The following is a 20,348-nucleotide window of genomic DNA, read 5'->3' on the forward strand; positions in this document are numbered from 1 at the left end:
GACCTTGACCATGGCGGGGGGCCGGGGCGGGCATGCTGTCAGATGCAGGGCACTGTCACGCAATGGAACGGAGTCGTCACATGGCGTACATCGGGCGTCGGGGGCTGCTGGCGGGGGCCGCCGGGCTGCTGGCCGCGACGGGCGGGGCGGGTGGGGCGGCCCCCGCGCGGGCGGCGCAGGGGCGCGGTCCGCGCAGGAAGGCCGCCGCCGAGTTCCGCGCGATGTGGATCGCCTCTGTGGAGAACGTGGACTGGCCCTCCGAGAGCGGGCTGGACGCCGCGGACCAGCGGGACGAGCTGGTCCGCCTCCTCGACACCGCCGTCGCCCGCCGCCTCAACGCCGTGGTCCTCCAGGTCCGGCCCGCCGCCGACGCCATGTGGCCCGGGGCCCGGGAGCCCTGGTCGCAGTGGCTGACCGGGGAGCAGGGGGAGGACCCCGGCTGGGACCCGCTCGGCACGGCGGTCGCCGAAGCCCATGCCCGGGGGCTGGAGCTGCACGCCTGGTTCAACCCGTACCGGGTGGCCAACCACACCGACCCCGACCGCCTGGCCGAGGACCATCCGGCCCGTCGCAACCCCGACTGGACCGTCGCGTACAACAAGAAGCTGTACTACAACCCGGGGCTGCCCGAGGTGCGCGCCTTCGTGCAGGAGGCCATGCTCGACGCCGTCTCCCGGTACGAGGTGGACGGGGTGCACTGGGACGACTACTTCTACCCGTACCCCGTCGAGGGAGAGGAGTTCGACGACGACGACGCGTACGAGCGCCACGGCGGCGGCTTCGCCTCCCGCGCGGACTGGCGGCGCGGCAACACCGACGCGCTGGTCCGCGAGATGTCCGAGCGGGTACGGGCGATCCGCCCTGCGGCGCGCTTCGGCATCAGCCCCTTCGCGGTCTGGCGCAACAGCAACCGGGATCCGCTGGGTTCGCCGACGCAGGCCGGCGTCGAAACGTACGACGACCTGTACGCGGACACCCGCAAGTGGGTCCTGGAGGGCTGGATCGACTACATCGTGCCGCAGGTGTACTGGCAGATCGGCCACCCGACCGCCGACTACGCGAAGATCGTCCCCTGGTGGGCGGGGACCGTCGCCGGCACCGACGTGGCGCTCTACGTGGGCGAGGCCCTGTACCGCTGCGACCGCAACAGCACGACCGAGGCGTGGCGCGATCCGCAGGAGCTGTCCAAGCACCTGACGTTCGCCCGCGATTACCCCGAGGTCCGCGGCCACGTCTACTTCTCGGCGAAGCAGGTGGTCGCGGACCCCAATGGTGCGATGGCCAGGGTCGTTGCCGACCATTATCCGACGGCCGTGCCGCCGAGGTGACGCGTTGGCCGTGTCGGCCGCGTCGCGTGGGTGCAGTCAGTGCGGGGGCTCCGTCGGGTGCTTCACGACGCAGTCGGGGCCCGGAGACATGACTGCCTCGTGACCGTCCGAGAAGCGGACCCGGTAGGGAGGGGTGCCGTTCTCGCCGAGTACCTGAGTGATTTCACCGACCTTGTCGTGCTGGCCCACGATCCTGCCGTGCTGCACCAGCTGGTCGCCCTCGGTCGCGCGCATTTCTGACCTCCTCGGAGGCGGTCTGAATCCGGTGACAGCAGTTTACGGCGATTTGTTGTGATTAGGCCCGCTGGGTCACGGCGATGCAGACCAGGACCGCGCAGGCGGCGGCCGGGGCGGCGGGGGAGAGGCGCTCGCCGAGCAGCGCCACCGACCAGACCAGGGTCAGCAGCGGCTGGGCGAGCTGGAGCTGGCTGGCCCGCGGCGCGCCGATCTCCGCCATCCCGCGGTACCAGACGTACAGGCCGAGGAAGGTGGAGCCGGCCGCCGCCCAGACGAGGCCGGCCAGCCCGTGGCCGCTCAGGTGCACCGGCTCGTACGCGAGCCCCAGCGCGGAGCCGGCCAGGCTGAGCGGCAGGCACAGCACCAGCGCCCAGCCGATGACCTGCCAGCCGGGCAGGACGCGGGCCAGGCGCCCGCCCTCGGTGTACCCGGCCGCGCAGACCAGCAGGGCCCCGAAGAGGTAGCCGTCGCCCGCCGAGAGGGCGCCGCCGCTCTGCGCCAGGGTGAAGCCGAGCACGACGGCGGCTCCGGCGACGGCCGCGCCCCAGAACCGGCGCGAGGGGCGGGCGCCGGTGCGCAGCGCGGACACGGCGGCCGTGGTGAGCGGGAGCAGGCCGACCACGACGGCGGCGTGCGAGGTGGTGGAGGTGGTCAGCGCCAGGGTGGTGAGCAGCGGGAAGCCGACGACGACTCCGGCGGCGACGACGGCGAGGCCCGCCCAGTGCGCGCGGGCGGGCAGCGGCACCCGCCCGGCCAGCAGGAAGCCCCCCGCGATGAGCGCGGCGAGGAGGCTGCGCACGGCGACGAAGGACCAGGGTCCGAAGCTCTCCAGGCCCCAGGCGGTGGCGGGGAAGGTCAGCGAGAAGGCGATGACGCCGAGCGCGGCGAGGGCGCTGCCGCCGGTCGCCCGGCCGCCGAGGCCGCCCGGGCCGCGGAGTCCGGCGCGCAGGCCGGACCGGTGTGCAGGGGGCCCGACCGCTATCGCGGTGTGGAGAGTAGCGCTATTCTGTGCTGTCATGTACGAGCGTAGCAGCGTGGCGGAGTTGGCAGAATCCCTGCGGTCGGAGCTCGACCGCTACTCGGTGGGTGGAAAGCTGCCATCGAGCCGGGCCCTGGTGGAGCGCTACCGGGTCAGCCCCGTCACCGTCTCCCGCGCCCTCGCGCAGCTGGCCGCCGAGGGGCTGGTCGTCACCCGGCCCGGCGCAGGGGTGTTCCGGGCCCGGCCGCGCACGGCGGAGCCCGCGCCCGGGGACACCTCCTGGCAGGAGGTCGCCCTGAGCGCGGAGGGCGCGGGCGAGGTGGTCCCGCGCTCGGTGGACGCCTCCGGCGTACTGGCCTGTCTGGCCGCGCCGCCGTCCGGGGTGATCGGGCTCAACAGCGGCTACCTGCACCCCTCCATCCAGCCCGAGCGGGCCATGGCCGCCGCGCTGGCCCGGGCCGGTCGGCGCCCCGGGGCCTGGGAGCGGCCGCCCATGGAGGGCCTGCCCGAGCTGCGCGACTGGTTCGCCCGGGAGATCGGCGGGGCGGCCGGGGCCGTCGGCGCCGCCGATGTGCTGGTCACCGCGGGCGGGCAGAGCGCGCTCACCACCGCCCTGCGGGCGCTGGCCCCGCCCGGGGCGCCGGTCCTCGTGGAGTCCCCGACCTACCCCGGGCTGCTGGCCATCGCCCGCGCCTCCGGCTGCCGGCCGGTGCCCGTCCCGGTGGATGCCGAGGGGGTCCGGCCGGAGCTGCTGGCCGCCGCCTTCGAAGCGACCGGCGCGCGGGTGTTCGTATGCCAGCCGCTGTTCCAGAACCCGACCGGTGCGGTGCTGGCTCCCGGGCGGCGGGCCGAGGTGCTGCGGATCGCGCGGGCCGCCGGGGCCTTCGTGGTGGAGGACGACTACGCCCGGGCCCTCGGCCACGACGACGCCGGTCCGCTGCCCCCGACGCTGGCCGCCGAGGACCACGACGGGGTGGTGGTCCATGTCCGGTCCCTGACCAAGGCCACCTCGCCCAGCCTGCGGGTGGGCGCGCTCGCCGCCCGGGGCCCGGTGCTGGACCGGCTGCGGGCCATCCAGATCGTGGACTCCTTCTTCGTGTCCCGGCCGCTCCAGGAGGCCGCGCTGGAGCTGGTCGGCGCCCCCGCCTGGCCGCGCCACCTACGGGCCGTCGCCACCGAACTGCGCCACCGGCGGGACCTGCTCGCGGGCGCGCTGCGCCGGGAGCTGCCCGGGCTGACCCTGCCCCATCTGCCCTCGGGCGGCTACCAGTTGTGGGCCCGGATGGCCGAGGGCGACGACGACGCGGCCTTCGCGGCGGCGGCCCTGCGCGCCGGAGTCGCGGTCGCCGCGGGCCGCCCGTACTTCTGCGCGGAACCGCCGGGGCCGTACGTACGGCTCAGCTTCGCCGGGGTCTCGGGCGCGGCGGAGCTGGGCGAGGCCGTACGCCGGCTGCGCTCGCTCCGGGCCCCGGCCTAAATCGCTGGAGCGCCGCCGCTCCGCGGCCCTACCCTGCGGCCATGGACGGAATCAAGATCACCACCCTTGCGCAGCGACCCGAACTGGCCGAGCGGCTCTGGGACATGAAGGACACCTGGCCGGAGTTCGCCCAGCACGACTCGCTCGCCTGGCTCCTGTACCCGCGGATGGTCAAGGAGCTGGCCGACTACGTCCTGGTCGCCACCGACGGGGATGCGGTGGTCGCCCGCGGGTTCAGCGTGCCCTTCGCACACCACGCGCCCGGCCGGGACGGGGTGCTGCCCGCGCGGGGCTGGGACCAGGTCCTCATGTGGGCCTTCTCCGACCTGCGGCGCGGGGTCGCCCCCGACACGGTGAGCGCCATCGAGATCACCATCGCCACCGACCGGCTCGGCGCGGGCCTGTCCGGGCGGATGCTGGCCGCGATGCGGGAGAACGCCCGCGCCCGCGGCTTCGCCGAGGTGGTGGCCCCCGTCCGGCCCAGCGGGAAGCCGGCCGAGCCGGACACCCCGATCGAGGAGTACGCGTACCGCACGCGCGAGGACGGCCTCCCGTACGACCCGTGGCTGCGGGTCCACGTCCGCGCGGGGGCGGTGATCGACTCGGTGGCCCCGCTGTCGATGACGATCACCGGCTCGCTCGCGCAGTGGCGGGAGTGGACCGGGCTGCCGTTCGACACGACGGGCCCGGTGCGGGTGCCGGGAGCGCTGGCCCCGGTCCGCTGCGAGGCCGAACAGGGGTACGCGGCGTACGTGGAGCCGAACGTCTGGGTCCGGCACCGGCTGGACCGCCTGGCGTAAGGGAGTCCGTCAGGGCGTGACGATCGCGAAGTCGGGGTCGGGCTCGGTGAGGTGGCCGGTCAGCTCGGCGAGCCGGGCCGGATCGCCGGAGACCTCGGCCCGTCCCTGGGCGAGCAGGTCGGCGAGCGCGCTCCGGCCGAGCAGGAGGGCGCGCAGGGCCGGCTCGTCCAGGGCGATCTCGACGTCCGGCTCGCCGGCGGCCGGGCCGAGGCCCCGGACGTGGGTGAGCACGCCGTTCTTCAGGCGCAGGGTGCTGGGCTCGCGGCCGTCGGTGAGCCGCCAGCGGACGGTGACGTCCGCGTCCCAGCTGCGCGGGCCGTCGACGCGGATCGCCAGGGAGTCGAAGAGCTGGTCGAGCGTCAGGGTGTTGATCAGGTCCTCGGAGGCGCTGGTGGCGGACGTCCCGACCGGGCCGTGGCGCAGTTCGTGGGCGCCGGTGAGGTAGAAGTTGCGCCAGGTGCCGTTCTCGCTGCCGTAGCCGAGCTGCTCCAGGGCGTCCGCCTGCAAGGCGCGGGCCTCGGCGTCGTCGGGATCGGCGAACAGGACGTGGCCGACGACCTCGGCGACCCAGCGGAAATCGCCCTGCGCGTAGGACTGGCGGGCGCGGCGCAGCACCTCGCCCGCGCCGCCCATGAACTCGACGTACCGGGTGGCGGCCTCGGTGGGCGGGTGGGCCCACAGGTGGGCCGGGTTGCCGTCGAACCAGCCCACGTACCGCTGGTAGACGGCCTTGGCGTTGTGGCTGACGGAGCCGTAGTAGCCGTGGGTGTGCCAGGCGCGCTCCAGCGCGGGCGGCAGTTGCATCCGCTCGGCGATCTCCAGCCCGGTGAGCCCCTGGTTGATCATGCGCAGTGTCTGGTCGTGCAGGTAGGCGTACAGGTCGCGCTGCTCGGAGAGGAAGGCGAGGGCGTCCTCGCGGCCCCAGACCGGCCAGTGGTGCGAGGCGAACACGACGTCGGTGGCGGCGCCGAAGAGCTGGACGGTCTCGGTCAGGTACCGGGCCCAGTCGTGCGGGTCGCGGACCTGGGCGCCGCGCAGCGTGAGCAGGTTGTGCAGGGTGTGGGTGGCGTTCTCGGCGGTGCACAGGGCGGCGTGGCCGGGGAAGTGGATGTTGAGTTCGGCCGGGGCCTCGGTGCCCGGGGTCATCTGGAACACCATGCGGATGCCGTCGACGGTCTCGCTCTGCCCGGTACGGGTGATGGCGAGGGTCGGCGGGATGAGGGTGACCGTGCCCGTCGACGTCGTGGGGCCCAGCCCCGCGCCGATCTGCCCGCGGGGGCCCTTGGGCAGGGCGGCCCCGTACATGTACGTGGCGCGACGGCTCATGGCGGTGCCGGCGTAGACGTTCTCGCTGACGGCGTGCTCCAGGAACCCCTCCGGGGCGAGCACCGGCACCCCGGCCGCGACCTCCTCGACGCTGATCACGCCCTTGACGCCGCCGAAGTGGTCGGCGTGGCTGTGCGTATAGAGGACGCCGGTGACGGGGCGCTCGCCGCGGTGGCGGCGGTACAGCGCCAGTGCGGCGGCGGCGGTCTCCGTGGAGATCAGCGGGTCGATGACGAGGATGCCGCGCTCGCCCTCGACCACGGTCATGTTGGAGAGGTCGAAGCCGCGCACCTGGTAGATCCCGGGGACCACCTCGAACAGTCCGTGTCCGGCGACGAGGCCGCTCTGGCGCCACAGGCCCGGATGGGCGGTGGGCGGGCAGTCCGCGTCGAGGAACCCGTAGGCGTCCAGGTCCCACACCACGCGCCCGTCCGCGTCGCGGATGCCGCTCTCCCCGACCGTGCCGAGGAATCCGCGGCGCTCGTCCTCCAGGTCGCGGGTGTCGTCGAACGCGGAGCCCCGCAGTGCGGCGCCGTTGGCCTCCGCGACGACGGGTTCGGCATCTCCGGGAGAGCCCTTCATGCGCGGTCCTCGGTGCTGGTCGGGTGCTGGTCGGGGACGGGTCGGGTGCTGGTCGGGTGCGGGTTGCGGAACTCCCTGTCATCTTCCCGTGCTCCGGCGGGGCCCGCAGAGTGATCACCACGGGCTTTGCATAAACCTGCGGCGATACGTATAGTCATGCCATCGAGGAGGAGGGTCCGATGGTGGTACGTGTAGCGGTGGCCGGAGCGAGCGGGTACGCGGGCGGAGAAGTACTGCGCCTGCTGCTCTCCCACCCCGAGGTGGAGATCGGCGCGCTGACCGGCAACTCCAACGCCGGACAGCTCCTCGGCAGCCTCCAGCCGCACCTGGCGCCGCTCGCCGGCCGGACCCTGGAGGCGACCACGCCCGAGGTCCTCGCCGGCCACGACGTGGTCTTCCTGGCCCTGCCCCACGGTCAGTCCGCCGGCGTCGCCGCCCAGCTCGGCGAGGACGTCCTCGTCGTCGACATGGGCGCCGACCACCGGCTCGAGGACTCCGCCGACTGGGACGCGTTCTACGGAGCCCCGCACGCCGGCACCTGGCCGTACGGGCTCCCCGAGCTGCCCGGTTGCCGCGCCGCGCTGGAGGGGTCCAAGCGCATCGCGGTTCCCGGGTGCTTCCCGACCGCCGTCACCCTCGCCCTGTTCCCGGCCTACGCCGCACAGCTGGCCGAGCCGGAGGCCGTGATCGTCGCCGCCACCGGCACCTCCGGCGCCGGCAAAGCGCTCAAGCCGCACCTGCTCGGCTCCGAGGTCATGGGATCCGTCAGCCCGTACGGGGTGGGCGGCGGGCACCGGCACACCCCCGAGATGGTGCAGAACCTGAGCCCGATCGCCGGGCAGAAGGTCTCCGTCTCCTTCACCCCGACCCTCGTGCCGATGTCGCGCGGCATCCTGGCCACCTGCTCCGCCAAGGCCCTCCCCGGCACCACCGCCGACGCGGTGCGCGCCGCGTACGAGAAGGCGTACGCGGACGAGCCCTTCGTGCACCTGCTGCCCGAGGGGCAGTGGCCGGCGACCTCGTCCGTCCACGGTTCCAACGCCGTTCAGATCCAGGTCGCGTACGACGGGTCCGCCCGGCGGATCATCGCGATCAGCGCAATCGACAACCTCACCAAGGGCACCGCCGGTGGCGCGGTGCAGAGCATGAACATCGCCCTCGGGCTCCACGAGAGCCTGGGTCTTTCTTCGATCGGAGTGGCACCGTGAGCGTCACGGCAGCACAGGGGTTCACGGCCGCGGGCATCGCGGCCGGGATCAAGGCGAACGGCAACCCGGACCTGGCCCTCGTGGTCAACAACGGTCCGCGGCTGGCCGCGGCGGGCGTCTTCACCTCCAACCGCGTCAAGGCCGCACCCGTCCTCTGGTCCGAGCAGATCCTGCGCGGCTCCGTCATCAGCGCGGTCGTCCTCAACTCCGGCGGCGCCAACGCCTGCACCGGCCCCAAGGGCTTCCAGGACACCCACGCCACCGCCGAGAAGGTCGCCGAGGCGCTCGGTGGCGGGCACAACGCCGGCGAGGTCGCCGTCGCGTCCACCGGCCTGATCGGCGTCCTGCTCCCCATGGACAAGCTGCTCCCCGGCATCGACACCGCCGTCGCGGCCCTCTCCGCCGACGGCGGCGAGGACGCCGCCATCGCCATCAAGACCACCGACACCGTGCACAAGACGGCTGCCGTCGCGCAGGACGGCTGGACCGTCGGCGGCATGGCCAAGGGCGCGGGCATGCTCGCCCCGGGCCTGGCCACCATGCTCGTCGTCCTCACCACCGACGCCGACCTGGACAGCGCCACCCTCGACCGGGCGCTGCGCTCGGCCACCCGCACCACCTTCGACCGGGTCGACTCCGACGGCTGCATGTCCACCAACGACACGGTGCTGCTGCTCGCCTCCGGGGCCTCCGGCCAGGTGCCCGCGTACGAGGCCTTCGCGGAGGCCGTACGGACCGTCTGCGACGACCTCGCCCGCCAGCTGATCGGCGACGCCGAGGGCGCCAGCAAGGACATCCGCATCGAGGTCGTGGGCGCGCTCACCGAGGGCGACGCGGTCGAGGTCGGCCGGTCCATCGCCCGCAACAACCTGCTCAAGTGCGCCATCCACGGCGAGGACCCCAACTGGGGCCGGGTGCTCTCCGCCATCGGCACCACCCGGGCCGCCTTCGACCCGGACCGGCTGAACGTGGCCATCAACGGCGTCTGGGTCTGCAAGAACGGCTCGGTCGGCGAGGACCGCGACCTCGTCTCCATGAAGGAGCGCGAGGTCCGCATCACCGCCGATCTGGCCACCGGCTCCGAGTCCGCCGTGATCTGGGCCAACGACCTGACCGCCGAGTACGTCCACGAGAACAGCGCGTACAGCTCATGAGCGACGAGAAGGCCGGGCAGCCCGGCAGCGGCACCGCGCGCAAGCACACCGCGCTGCCCAAGGCGCAGATCCTCATCGAGGCCCTTCCCTGGCTCACCCGCCACAACGGCAAGGTCGTCGTCGTCAAGTTCGGCGGCAACGCCATGATCGACGAGGACCTGAAGGCCGCTTTCGCCCAGGACGTGGTCTTCCTGCGCCAGGCCGGCCTCAAGCCGGTCGTGGTGCACGGCGGCGGCCCCCAGATCAACGCCCAGCTCGACAAGCAGGGCCTGGTCAGCGAGTTCAAGGCGGGCCTGCGCGTCACGACCCCCGAGGCCATGGACGTCGTACGGATGGTCCTGGCGGGCCAGGTCCAGCGCGAGCTGGTCGGGCTGCTCAACCAGCACGGGCCGCTCGCCGTCGGCATGACCGGCGAGGACGCCCACACCATCACCGCCACCCGGCACACCCCGGAGATCGACGGCGAGCTCGTCGACATCGGCCGGGTCGGCGAGATCACCGCCATCGACACGGGTGCGATCGAGGCGCTGCTGGCGGACGGCCGGATCCCGGTCATCTCCTCCATCGCGCGCAGCGCCGACGACCACCACGTGTACAACGTGAACGCCGACACGGCGGCCGCGGCGCTCGCCGCCGCGCTGGGCGCCGAGACGCTGATGGTGCTCACGGACGTCGAGGGCCTCTACGCGGACTGGCCGAGCAGCGACGAGGTCATCAGCCGCCTCACCGTCAGCGAGCTGGAGAAGCTGCTGCCCGAGCTGTCCAGCGGGATGGTGCCCAAGATGGAGGGCTGCCTGCACGCCGTCCGCGGCGGGGTGAGCACGGCCCGCGTGATCGACGGACGGGTGCCGCACTCCATCCTGCTGGAGATCTTCACCGACGAGGGAATCGGCACGATGGTCGTGCCCGACGCACAGGGAGGGGAACCCGCGTGACCGGCAATCAGGACTACGCCGCCCGCTGGCAGGGGACGCTGACCAACAACTACGGGACGCCCGCGCTGGCCCTCGTACGCGGCGAAGGCGCCCAGGTCTGGGACGCGGACGGCAAGCAGTACACCGACTTCGTCGGCGGCATCGCGGTCAACGCCCTCGGGCACGCCCACCCGGCGATCGTCGAGGCCGTGACCCGGCAGATCACCACCCTCGGCCACGTCTCCAACCTCTACGCCTCCGAGCCGGTCCTCGCGCTCGGCGAGCGGCTGCTCCAGCTCTTCGGCCGCCCCGGCCGGATTTTCTTCTGCAACTCCGGAGCCGAGGCCGTCGAGGCCGCCTTCAAGATCGGACGGCTGACCGGGCGGACCCACATGGTGGCCACCGGCGGCGGCTTCCACGGCCGGACCATGGGCGCCCTCGCGCTCACCGGCCAGCCGAACAAGCAGGTCCCGTTCCTGCCGCTGCCCGGCGAGGTCACGCACGTGCCGTACGGCGATGTCGAGGCCCTGCGGGCCGCCGTCACCGAGGAGACGGCCCTCGTGGTCATCGAGCCGATCCAGGGCGAGAACGGGGTCGTCGTCCCTCCGGCCGGATATCTGACGGCCGCCCGGGAGATCACCCGCGCCACCGGCACCCTGCTCGTCCTGGACGAGGTGCAGACCGGGATCGGGCGCTGCGGCCACTGGTTCGAGCACCAGGCCCACGAGGGCGTCGAGCCCGATCTCGTCACGCTCGCGAAGGGTCTCGGCGGCGGACTGCCGATCGGCGCCGTGGCCGCCTTCGGGCCGGCCGCGGAGCTGCTCCAGCCCGGCCAGCACGGCACCACCTTCGGCGGGAACCCCGTCGCGTGCGCCGCCGGCCTCGCCGTCATCGACACCATCGCCGCCGAGGGACTGCTCGACCGGGTCAAGGCGCGCGGGGAGCGGCTGCGCTCCGGAATCGAGGGCCTGCGCGAGGGGAAGGGCCACCCGCTGGTCTCCCATGTCCGTGGTGAGGGCCTTCTCCTGGGTATCGTGCTGACCGGGCCGCTCGCACCGCAGGTGCAGCAGGCGGCCCAGGATGCCGGCTTCCTGGTCAACGCGCCCGCCCCCGACGTCGTACGGCTCATGCCCCCGTACGTACTCTCCGAGGCCGAGGCGGACGCGTTCGTCCGGGCCCTGCCCGGCATCCTCGACGCAGCCAACGGGGACGGACACACCGGGGAATGAGACGACGATGAGCCAGGCGCAGGACCACGAGGAGTGGGGCTCCCCCCGGACCGAGTCCGGGGGCGGGCCGTCCGTTCCGCAGACCCGCACCGCCCGCCACCGCCGGATCGTGGACATCCTCAACCGGCAGCCGGTCCGCTCGCAGAGCCAGCTGGCCAAGCTGCTCGCCGACGACGGGCTGAGCGTCACCCAGGCGACGCTCTCCCGCGACCTCGACGAGCTGGGCGCGGTGAAGATCCGCAACACCGGCGGCGAGCTGATCTACGCGGTGCCCAGCGAGGGCGGCTTCCGCACCCCGCAGGCCCCGCTCGGCGAGTCGGCCAAGGAGGAGCGCATGCGGCGCCTCTCCGGCGAGCTGCTGATCTCGGCGGAGGCCTCCGCGAACCTCGTCGTCCTGCGCACCCCGCCGGGCGCGGCCCAGTTCCTCGCGTCCGCGATCGACCAGGCCGAACTCCGCGAGATCCTCGGCACGATCGCCGGCGACGACACGCTGATGCTGATCAGCCGTGACCCGTCGGGCGGCCAGGCCCTCGCGGACCACCTGCTGAGGCTGGCCCAGAAGGAGGGCTGACCGCCCCCGGGGCGGCTTCACGGTCCGTCAGGTCCCGTACGGCGGAGCGGATATCCGGTGTCCCCGCTCCGGCCGGGCCGCCTAGGCTCGGCGTGTGCATGCCTACACCCTCACCAGTGTCGCCGTGCCCGTCACCGCCGGGCTGTACGGGCTGATCGGCGCGGTCCGCCGCCGCACCGCGGTGCGGCACCGCCGTGCCCTCGACCGGTGGGCCGCCGTCCTGGCCGACCCGTACCAGGCCGCCGTGGGGCGCTGGTGGCCGAACGACGCGGTCCAGGCCGCCGCCGCCCGGCTGGTCCTGGACGGGCTCGTCACCGTCAACCACCGCGGCAACCTGAGCCCCGCCCCGGCCGCCACCGACCCGGCCCGCAGCCCCGGCCATCCCCTGCCCGAGGCACTGCTGGCCGCCCTGCTGCGCCGGAGCGCCCCGGCCACCCTCGGCAACATCGTGGTGAGGGACGCGGAGTTCGAGACGGCCCTCCGGGAGTTCGGGGCGGCCCGCCCGCCCCTCCTCACGGTCGGCGAACCCGCCCGCCCGGCCCGGTTCGGGCTGTACCTGCTCCTGGCCGAGATGCTCTTCTACGTCACGGGCGTGATGTCGCTGCAGCCCGCCGGCGACGCCGAATGGGCGGCCGCCTGGGCCGCCTGGGCCGGGCTGATCGCCCAGGTGATCTGGTTCCGCGTCTACGACCGGGCCCGCGGGGTCGGCTGGACGGGCGACCGCGCCGCCGTGGAGGCCGCGCGCGACGGGACCCACCCGGCGCTCCAGGCCCTGGGCGCCCGCGATCCGGAGGCCTTCTGCCGGCTGCGCGTGAGCCGCCTGCGCACCCGGCGCCGCCGCAACCGAGGCCGCCGGCGCCGCGCGGCGACCCCGGCCGGTGCTCAGTAGCGGGTGACGGCGAGCGGTCCCTCCCCGGTCCCGATGGCGATGTGCGGGCGGCGGTGCGGATCGGCCCAGCGCAGGATCGCGCGCATCGCCCGCTCCGGCACGGACACGCAACCTGCCGTCGCCCCCTTGCCGTTGACGTGCAGGAAGATGCCCGCGCCGCGGCCGTGCACCGGCTCCTCGTAGTTGAAGCCGATGACCAGCGCGTGCGCGTACTGCTTCTCGTACGTGACCAGGTGCTCCGCCTCGCCGGGCGCGCAGTCCGCGGGCAGCGGCTCGGTCCACCGGTTGTACGCGGCCGACGCGTTGTCCTGGCACCACCAGGAATCGGGGGTCACCCGCCGGTAGCGGAACTCCGTCCCGGCCGGCGCGTGCCGGATCCCGAACGCGTAGGGGAGCTCGTACAGGCCCGTCGGCGTGGTGTTCGTGCCCTGGGTACGGGTCGCGCCCTCGGTCAGGCCGTTCGCACCGAAGCGCGCCTCGGCGCTGCCGGCCTCGTACCAGCGCCCCGCCCGGCGGTCCCACCAGGTCAGTCGCCCGGTGGTGGATCCGGGTGCGGGCGCCACAGCGGTGATGAGCTGGCTGCCGCCGCCGGTGTCGGCGAGGCGGGCGGGCAGCGGCGCGGACTGGTACGGGCCCTGCGCGAGCAGGCTGGTGACGATCGTTACGCCGGTGACGAGAGCGGTACGCAGCACATGTCAGACGGTACGGGGAGGGAGGGGCAGCGGCAGCGCAGGCAGGCCGTCGACACTCGATCCGATGAACTCCTTCTTCTCGCAGTACGCGCCGAATTCCTCGTCCGTCTTGCGGCCGAAGTACTCCGCGTGCAGGGTGCGCTCGCCCTGGTACTCCATGAACGGGACGGCGTACCCGCACACATCGGCGATCCTGCGGGCGTGCACGACGATGATCGCCCGGGCCGAGGGCCCGTCGGCGGCCCCGAACAGGCCGATCAGCTCGCCCCAGCGGGGGTCGTCGCGGAAGACGGCCTCGCCCTCGCCGTGGATGCGCACGATGTTGGGCGGGCCGCTGAACGCGCACCACATCAGGGTGATCCGGCCGTTCTCGCGGACGTGGGCGATGGTCTCGGCGCCGCTGCCGCCGAAGTCGAGGTAGGCGAGGGTCTGCTCGTCGATGACGACGAGCGTTCCGGCGCGGCCCTTGGGGGACAGGTTGACGTGGCCGTCCCCGGCGAGCGGGGCGGTGGCGGTGAAGAAGACCGGCTGCTCCTCGATGAACGTGCGGAGCCGGCCGTCTATGCGTTCGTAGAGCTTTCCCATGTGGATCAGTATCCGGTGCGGCCGGACACCGCACGGGGAATTCCGAGCTGCGAGCGCATCCGCCCCATGACGTCATCGCTGAACAGGTCGGTGCACCGGTCCAGCAGGGCGCCCACCTGCGGATCGCGCAGCGGCAGCGCGGGCGGCCCGTACGGGGACCACAGGCTCTGCACGCGCTGCGCGGCGAGTCGGCGCAGTCCCGGTTCGGCGTCCGTCAGCAGCTCCACGGAGGCCCGCAGCCCGATGACGCCGCCGCGGGCGTGCAGCACCCGGTAGGCGGCCCGGCGGGTGTGCGCGGGCCGGCCGGGCGCGATCCGCCCCAGCAGCCACTCGTCGGGCAGCCGGGCCGCGACCCGGGCCAGGCTCACGGACGCCTCGCGGGCGACCGCGGCCGACGGGTCGTCGAGCAGCGGCCGCAGCAGGTCCACGTCGGTGGTGTCCAGGGTGCGCAGTCCGGCGACCGCCGCCGCCCGGACGGCCCCCGCGGGGTGGTCCAGCAGGGCCCGCAGCAGCGGCGCGTCCGTCCGGCGGGCGCATTCGGCGAAGCCGGCCACGGCGTACGCGGTCACCCGGGCCGGGTCCTCGACCACGGCGCGGCAGAGGGCGTACGGGTCGCCGCCGTCCTGCTTGACCAGCCAGCGCGCGCAGGCGCGGACCAGCCCGGAGCGGTCGGCCAGGTGGCCGGCGGCCTCGGCGCAGCGCCCGGCGCGGCGCAGCGCGGTGACCCCGCCGGCCCGGACCATCGGCATGTGCCCGCGCAGCAGGGCGTCGATCGCCTCGTCGTCCGGTCCGTCGGCGGCCAGCGCGGCCAGCGCCGCGTCCGCCCACAGCCGGGCCGTCGCGGGATCCTGCTCCTGGGCGGCCCGCCGGGCCAGTTCCCGTGCACCGAACAGCCCGGCGCCGAGCGTGATGCGCGTGGCGAACCGCCGGGTCGGCAGGTCCCCGCTGCGCCGCAGCCAGCCGAGCACGGTGTCGGGCTCATCTCCGGTCATCGTGCGCGCGGGCCTCGCCGCGCGGCCCCACCGCGCAGGCCGCGCCGGACGCCAGTAGGGGGCGAGCACCGGCTCCGGCGCGCGCAGGGCGGTCTCGAACAGTTCCAGTGCCCAGGCGCCCTGATCGCGCCCGCCGAGCCGCAGCACGAGGGGCGTCAGGCCGATCAGGGTGTCCGCGGGGCGCGCGGCCAGCGCCTCGGCGAGCACCCGCCGGGCGCGGTCGCGCACCGCCGGGACCCAGTCGGCGCACCGGATCGCGACGAGGGGCAGCGGCGGCTTCGGGCCCTGGAGCGCGGCTTCGCGGACCCGGCCGTCCGGGTGGCACAGGCGCACCTCGATCCGGGCGGCGCCGCGCGGCCCCGGGAACCAGGGGGAGTGGCCGCGCCGGATCTCCGCGTCGAAGGCGATCCAGGAGGCCGGCAGGACGGGGCGGCCGACGCCGCCGATCCCGAAGCGTCCACCGCGCAGCAGGCCCGCCGCCGCGGCCCGGCCCTCCGCGCTCTGCTGCCGTGCACCGGCTCCCATATGCCCCTCCCGAAGTGGCCCAGACCGCCGATCCTAGGCCGGTGTCGCAAGGGGCGCCCCTGATATTCCCGCTGGTCGGCGGGGGTGCGCCCCGAGCTCGATTGACGAAACATACGGAGCAGTGCATAGTTATGCCTGCAACTGGACGGACTGCTGGATGCACCGTAAGGAGAAGCCCGTGACCGAGCGCGTCGTACTCGCCTATTCAGGCGGACTGGACACCTCCGTCGCCATCGGCTGGATCGCCGAGGAGACGGGCGCAGAGGTCATCGCCGTTGCCGTGGACGTCGGCCAGGGCGGCGAGGACCTGGACGTCATCCGCAAGCGCGCCCTCGCCTGCGGTGCCGTCGAAGCCGAGGTCGCGGACGCCAAGGACGAGTTCGCCGACGAGTACTGCCTCCCGGCGATCAAGGCGAACGCCCTCTACATGGACCGGTACCCGCTGGTCTCGGCGCTCTCCCGGCCGGTCATCGTCAAGCACCTGGTCGCCGCCGCGAAGAAGCACGGCGCCGGCATCGTCGCCCACGGCTGCACCGGCAAGGGCAACGACCAGGTCCGCTTCGAGGCCGGCATCCAGACCCTCGGCCCCGACCTGAAGTGCATCGCCCCGGTCCGCGACTACGCCATGACCCGGGACAAGGCCATCGCCTTCTGCGAGGCCAAGAACCTCCCGATCGCGACCACCAAGAAGTCCCCGTACTCCATCGACCAGAACGTCTTCGGGCGCGCCGTCGAGACGGGCTTCCTGGAGGACATCTGGAACGCGCCGATCGAGGACATCTACGAGTACACCGCCAATCCCGCCGAGCCGCGCGAGGCCGACGAGGTCGTCATCTCCTTCAAGGAGGGCGCCCCCGTCGCCATCGACGGCAGGCCCGTCACCGTCCTCCAGGCGATCCAGCAGCTCAACGCCCGGGCCGGAGCCCAGGGCATCGGCCGGATCGACATGGTCGAGGACCGCCTCGTCGGCATCAAGTCCCGCGAGGTGTACGAGGCCCCCGGCGCGATCGCGCTGATCACCGCGCACCAGGAGCTGGAGAACGTCACCGTCGAGCGCGAACTGGCCCGCTACAAGCGGCAGGTCGAGCAGCGCTGGGGCGAGCTGGTCTACGACGGCCAGTGGTTCTCCCCGCTCAAGCGGGCCCTGGACGGCTTCGTCGACGAGGCCAGCCGGCACGTCACCGGCGACATCCGGATGACCCTGCACGGCGGCCGCGCCGTGGTCACCGGCCGCAAGTCCGACGCTTCGCTGTACGACTTCAACCTGGCGACCTACGACTCGGGCGACACGTTCGACCAGTCCAAGGCCCAGGGCTTCATCGAGATCTTCGGTCTCTCGTCGAAGATCGCGGCACGCCGCGACCTGGCCTGAGCCCGACTCGTTACGCAGTACGAAGTCGGCCTCCCCGTAACCTCCGCGACGGGGAGGCCGACGCACATCCACGCACGCATTCCTGAGGAGCAGCAGCTGTGAGCAGCAACAACGGTGGTGACGTCCGGCTCTGGGGCGGCCGGTTCGCCGACGGCCCCGCCGAGGCCCTCGCGAAGCTGTCCGCGTCGGTCCACTTCGACTGGCGCCTCGCGCCGTACGACATCGCCGGATCCCGTGCCCACGCCCGCGTGCTCGCCAAGGCGGGTCTGCTCACGGCGGACGAGCTCGACCGCATGATCGCGGGCCTGGACCGGCTGGAGGCCGATGTCGCCGACGGCTCCTTCACCGGGACCATCGCCGACGAGGACGTGCACACCGCCCTGGAGCGGGGCCTGCTGGAGCGGCTCGGCGCCGACCTCGGCGGCAAGCTGCGCGCCGGCCGGTCCCGCAACGACCAGGTGGCCACCCTGTTCCGGATGTACCTGCGCGACCACGCCAGGATCGTCGGCGGCCTGATCGCGGAGCTCCAGGACGCGCTGGTCGGCCTCGCAGAGACGCACCACGACGTGGCCATGCCGGGCCGGACCCACCTCCAGCACGCGCAGCCGGTGCTCTTCGCGCACCACGTACTGGCCCACGTGCAGTCGCTGGCGCGGGACGCGGAGCGGCTGCGGCAGTGGGACACCCGGACCGCGGTCTCCCCGTACGGCTCGGGCGCGCTGGCCGGCTCCTCGCTGGGGCTGGACCCGGAGGCGGTCGCCGCCGACCTGGGCTTCGAGCGGGGCTCGGTCGGCAACTCGATCGACGGCACGGCCTCGCGCGACTTCGTCGCCGAGTTCGCCTTCATCACCGCGATGATCGGGATCAACCTGTCCCGGATCGCGGAGGAGATCATCATCTGGAACACGAAGGAGTTCTCCTTCGTGACCCTGCACGACGCCTTCTCGACCGGGTCGTCGATCATGCCGCAGAAGAAGAACCCGGACATCGCGGAGCTGGCGCGCGGCAAGTCGGGCCGGCTCATCGGCAACCTGACGGGCCTCCTCGCCACGCTGAAGGCGCTGCCGCTGGCCTACAACCGGGACCTCCAGGAGGACAAGGAGCCGGTCTTCGACTCCTGCGACACCCTCGAGGTCCTGCTCCCGGCCTTCACCGGGATGATGGCGACGCTCACGGTCAACCGGGAGCGGATGGAGGAGCTGGCTCCGGCAGGCTTCTCCCTCGCCACGGACATCGCGGAGTGGCTGGTCAAGCAGGGCGTTCCGTTCCGCGTCGCGCACGAGGTGGCCGGCGAGTGCGTCAAGGAGTGCGAGGCGCTCGGGATCGAGCTGGACGGGCTCACGGACGAGCAGTTCGCGAAGATCTCGGAGCACCTGACCCCGGAGGTCCGTACGGTCCTCAACGTGCCGGGCGCCCTCGCCTCCCGCAACGGCCGCGGCGGCACCGCCCCCTCGGCGGTCGCGAAGCAGCTCGCGGAACTGAAGGCCGACCTGGTCATCCAGCACGCCTGGGCCACGCACAAGCAGTAGCCGCACGGCGCTGCCCCTTTGCCCCGCGGCCCTGCGGCCCGCACGCCCGCCGCCCCCCTCGGGGGCCGGGCCCTGCACCCCCGCACGCCGCGGAACGCCCGCGGGGGCGGCCGGAGCCCTGGCTCCGGCCGCCCCCGCGTCGTACCCGCTCAGCGCACCGGGTGCTCCGGTTCGTAGTTGGTCAGCACGCAGCCGTCGACCTGGGACTTCTCCAGCCGGTACCCGGTCGGGGCGGAGAAGCCCGGCACGCAGTTCACGTAGAGGAACTGCAGCTGGTACAGGCCGAACCGGGCATCCGGGTCGTTGGTCTCCACCGCGATGTTCTCCCCGACCAGCAGCAGGCTCGCGGTGGCCCGCAGCTTTCCGTCGTCCTTCAGGTCGGCCAGCTGGGCGGCCTTCGCCTTGTTCTGGAGCTTCTTCATGTCCCCGACGGTGTCGAGCCAGCTCAGGCCGACGGCGCGCTGCGCCCCCGCCGGCTGACCGCACAGGGCACGGCCCGTGATCCCCCAGTCCAGGGCGTTCCCCTTCACGACGGGCTGGTAGTCGATGGACTCGATGGCCACCGCCTCGGGGTCCGTGGAGAAGTGCTTCTCACACTCCTTCAGGCTGCTGCCCACGAGCTTGCGCAGTTCGGCGATGCCGCCCGCGCGCGGGAGCCCGAGGCTGCCGGTCTTCGGCTGGCCGGGCTTTTTGGTGTCGCCCGCCGCCGGGTCCTGAGGGGTCTCGAAGTTCGGACTGCCCGAGCCGTCCTCGGTGGCGAAGAAGTCGGTGAGGCCGCAGCCCTCCACCAACGGCTTGCGGTACTCGTACCCCTCGGGCGTGCGGCCGCCCGGGTTGCAGACCAGGACGCGCAGGTCCGAGCGGACCAGGGCCAGGGCGGTCTTCGACCTGGTGGGGAAGGCGACGAAGCCCTCGCCGACGAGGACGTTGCTGAAGAGCCCGTAGGATCCGTCACCCCCGGCGATCCGGTCCATGACGTACTTCTTGTAGCCCGCCTGGAACGCCTTCATGTCCTTCGGGACGGCGATGGCGATGTCGCCCTTCTCGGGCTTGTCGCTGCAGACGCCGACCTCGGTGACCGACCACTGGCCGACCTTGGGGAAGTCGCCGCTCGGCATCCTCGGGTCGTCGGGCTTCGCGCTCAGGTCCTCGCACGAGGTGAACCGGCGCATGTACCGCTGCGCCTCGGTGAGGCGGCCTTCGGCGGTGGCCGCCGCGGTGGCGGTGGCCGCGGGCGCTGCGGGCGGTGCGGCGTCCCCGCTCCCCTCGCACGCGGAGAGGGTTGCGAGGCAGGCGAGGGCGGCAGTCGTGGCGAGGATCCGCCGGATCCGCTGGATGTGCATGGGTCGCTTTCGTCGGAACTGCAGGTCATGGTGCGCAGGGGGTGGCATGTGCATGCTAATTGCTGCGGCAGGCCCGCCCGTTACGCCGCCCAGCGCGCCAGCGCCTCGAAGTCCGCCCGGGTCAGGCCGATCCGCTCGTCGATGCGCATGAGCAGGGCCCGCGCGGGGTGGCGCTGGTCCACGTACTCCCGGTCCATCGCCGTGATGTCGTCGTCGATCCACGCGAACTCCCGTGCGCCCGCGTACTCCAGGACGTACTGCGTCTTCCAGAAGGTGCCGCGCGGAGCCCGCCCGTGCATCTGCGGCCAGTCGATGTACGGGAGCCTCGGCAGGCCCAGGTGCGGGCCTATCCAGTCGTTCGCCTCGTCCTTCCACGTGGTCGCCCAGACCAGCTCGTACGAGCGCGCCAGCGCGAGCAGCTCCGCGCCGTGGGCGTGGTTCAGCCAGACCCGCAGCGGCCGCCGGCTCTCGGCCTCGGTCCAGCCGCTCGGGCGCATCCGGTGGGTGGAGTACCCCTCCGGGCGGCGCTGGGGCTTGGCCGCGTACGGGTTCAGCGGGCCGTCCACGTCGATCAGCAGCAGTGGCTTCATGGGGTGAGGATTCCTCTCCGGCTGCC

19 protein-coding genes are annotated in these 20,348 nt (G+C 73.3%); 11 read left to right on the top strand and 8 right to left on the bottom strand.

What is annotated here, in order from left to right:
- The first annotated feature begins 80 nt into the window (after nucleotides 1-80).
- Nucleotides 81-1,328 (top strand): glycoside hydrolase family 10 protein, encoded by a 1,248-nt coding sequence (locus IF02_RS0115575; protein ID WP_030157266.1) that lies wholly within the window; start codon nucleotides 81-83, stop codon nucleotides 1,326-1,328.
- 36 nt (nucleotides 1,329-1,364) lie between these two features.
- Here IF02_RS0115575 and IF02_RS0115580 read toward each other — a convergent pair whose 3' ends face one another.
- On the bottom strand, nucleotides 1,365-1,562 hold the full coding sequence (locus IF02_RS0115580; RefSeq protein ID WP_030157267.1) for a DUF1918 domain-containing protein: 198 nt from the start codon (nucleotides 1,560-1,562) through the stop codon (nucleotides 1,365-1,367).
- Between the two features lie 61 nt (nucleotides 1,563-1,623).
- The gene (locus IF02_RS0115585; protein WP_030157269.1) at nucleotides 1,624-2,583 is read right to left on the bottom strand and encodes a DMT family transporter; all 960 of its coding nucleotides are present in this window, start codon (nucleotides 2,581-2,583) and stop codon (nucleotides 1,624-1,626) included.
- Here IF02_RS0115585 and IF02_RS0115590 point away from each other — a divergent pair.
- Both IF02_RS0115590 and IF02_RS0115595 read left to right on the top strand, forming a co-directional pair.
- Nucleotides 2,582-4,021: a PLP-dependent aminotransferase family protein gene (locus tag IF02_RS0115590; protein ID WP_030157270.1), complete on the top strand. Its 1,440-nt coding sequence runs from the start codon at nucleotides 2,582-2,584 to the stop codon at nucleotides 4,019-4,021. The two genes, IF02_RS0115585 and IF02_RS0115590, sit on opposite strands and share 2 nt — an antisense overlap.
- Nucleotides 4,022-4,062: 41 nt before the next feature.
- Nucleotides 4,063-4,821, top strand: a complete 759-nt coding sequence (locus tag IF02_RS0115595; RefSeq protein WP_030157271.1) for a hypothetical protein — start codon at nucleotides 4,063-4,065, stop codon at nucleotides 4,819-4,821.
- 9 nt (nucleotides 4,822-4,830) lie between these two features.
- Here IF02_RS0115595 and IF02_RS0115600 read toward each other — a convergent pair whose 3' ends face one another.
- On the bottom strand, nucleotides 4,831-6,729 hold the full coding sequence (locus IF02_RS0115600) for an alkyl/aryl-sulfatase (RefSeq protein WP_030157273.1): 1,899 nt from the start codon (nucleotides 6,727-6,729) through the stop codon (nucleotides 4,831-4,833).
- Nucleotides 6,730-6,908: 179 nt separating this feature from the next.
- Here IF02_RS0115600 and argC point away from each other — a divergent pair, with 179 nt between their 5' ends.
- From argC to IF02_RS0115630, 6 genes are all read left to right on the top strand, one after another.
- Nucleotides 6,909-7,937: an N-acetyl-gamma-glutamyl-phosphate reductase gene (gene argC, locus IF02_RS0115605; RefSeq protein ID WP_030157274.1), complete on the top strand. Its 1,029-nt coding sequence runs from the start codon at nucleotides 6,909-6,911 to the stop codon at nucleotides 7,935-7,937.
- Nucleotides 7,934-9,091, top strand: coding sequence for a bifunctional glutamate N-acetyltransferase/amino-acid acetyltransferase ArgJ (gene argJ / locus IF02_RS0115610; protein ID WP_030157276.1), 1,158 nt, complete (start codon nucleotides 7,934-7,936; stop codon nucleotides 9,089-9,091). Before argC ends, argJ begins: the two co-directional genes overlap by 4 nt.
- Entirely contained in the window at nucleotides 9,088-10,026 is a 939-nt protein-coding gene (gene argB, locus IF02_RS0115615; protein ID WP_037836367.1) for an acetylglutamate kinase, read from the top strand. Before argJ ends, argB begins: the two co-directional genes overlap by 4 nt.
- Nucleotides 10,023-11,234: an acetylornithine transaminase gene (locus IF02_RS0115620; protein WP_030157279.1), complete on the top strand. Its 1,212-nt coding sequence runs from the start codon at nucleotides 10,023-10,025 to the stop codon at nucleotides 11,232-11,234. Before argB ends, IF02_RS0115620 begins: the two co-directional genes overlap by 4 nt.
- 7 nt (nucleotides 11,235-11,241) lie before the next feature.
- Complete coding sequence (locus tag IF02_RS0115625; RefSeq protein ID WP_030157281.1) at nucleotides 11,242-11,805, top strand: arginine repressor; 564 nt, start codon at nucleotides 11,242-11,244, stop codon at nucleotides 11,803-11,805.
- Between the two features lie 94 nt (nucleotides 11,806-11,899).
- Complete coding sequence (locus IF02_RS0115630; protein ID WP_030157283.1) at nucleotides 11,900-12,694, top strand: hypothetical protein; 795 nt, start codon at nucleotides 11,900-11,902, stop codon at nucleotides 12,692-12,694.
- Here IF02_RS0115630 and IF02_RS35520 read toward each other — a convergent pair.
- From IF02_RS35520 to IF02_RS0115645, 3 genes are read right to left on the bottom strand one after another with little or no spacing between them, the layout of a single operon-like run.
- Nucleotides 12,688-13,383 carry a L,D-transpeptidase family protein gene (locus IF02_RS35520; RefSeq protein ID WP_030157285.1) on the bottom strand — a complete coding sequence of 232 codons (696 nt, stop codon included), beginning with the start codon at nucleotides 13,381-13,383 and terminating at the stop codon, nucleotides 12,688-12,690. The two genes, IF02_RS0115630 and IF02_RS35520, sit on opposite strands and share 7 nt — an antisense overlap.
- Nucleotides 13,384-13,389: 6 nt before the next feature.
- Nucleotides 13,390-13,971, bottom strand: a complete 582-nt coding sequence (locus IF02_RS35525; protein ID WP_030157286.1) for a pyridoxamine 5'-phosphate oxidase family protein — start codon at nucleotides 13,969-13,971, stop codon at nucleotides 13,390-13,392.
- 5 nt (nucleotides 13,972-13,976) lie between these two features.
- Nucleotides 13,977-15,488 (bottom strand): hypothetical protein, encoded by a 1,512-nt coding sequence (locus IF02_RS0115645; protein WP_051696241.1) that lies wholly within the window; start codon nucleotides 15,486-15,488, stop codon nucleotides 13,977-13,979.
- Nucleotides 15,489-15,666: 178 nt separating this feature from the next.
- Here IF02_RS0115645 and IF02_RS0115650 point away from each other — a divergent pair, with 178 nt between their 5' ends.
- Together IF02_RS0115650 and argH are read left to right on the top strand one after the other, a co-directional pair.
- Nucleotides 15,667-16,860, top strand: a complete 1,194-nt coding sequence (locus IF02_RS0115650) for an argininosuccinate synthase (protein WP_030157290.1) — start codon at nucleotides 15,667-15,669, stop codon at nucleotides 16,858-16,860.
- A 98-nt stretch (nucleotides 16,861-16,958) separates the two neighbouring features.
- Entirely contained in the window at nucleotides 16,959-18,389 is a 1,431-nt protein-coding gene (argH, locus tag IF02_RS0115655; protein ID WP_030157291.1) for an argininosuccinate lyase, read from the top strand.
- 149 nt (nucleotides 18,390-18,538) lie between these two features.
- On the opposite strand, the gene IF02_RS33135 is transcribed toward argH, so the two are convergent.
- Both IF02_RS33135 and IF02_RS0115665 read right to left on the bottom strand, forming a co-directional pair.
- Nucleotides 18,539-19,732, bottom strand: coding sequence for a hypothetical protein (locus IF02_RS33135; RefSeq protein ID WP_030157293.1), 1,194 nt, complete (start codon nucleotides 19,730-19,732; stop codon nucleotides 18,539-18,541).
- 80 nt (nucleotides 19,733-19,812) lie between these two features.
- Nucleotides 19,813-20,322, bottom strand: a complete 510-nt coding sequence (locus IF02_RS0115665; RefSeq protein ID WP_030157295.1) for an HAD domain-containing protein — start codon at nucleotides 20,320-20,322, stop codon at nucleotides 19,813-19,815.
- Nucleotides 20,323-20,348 lie beyond the last annotated feature (26 nt).

Source organism: Streptomyces sp. NRRL S-244 (assembly GCF_000717915.1).
In the GTDB taxonomy this organism is placed as follows: Bacteria; Actinomycetota; Actinomycetes; order Streptomycetales; family Streptomycetaceae; genus Streptomyces.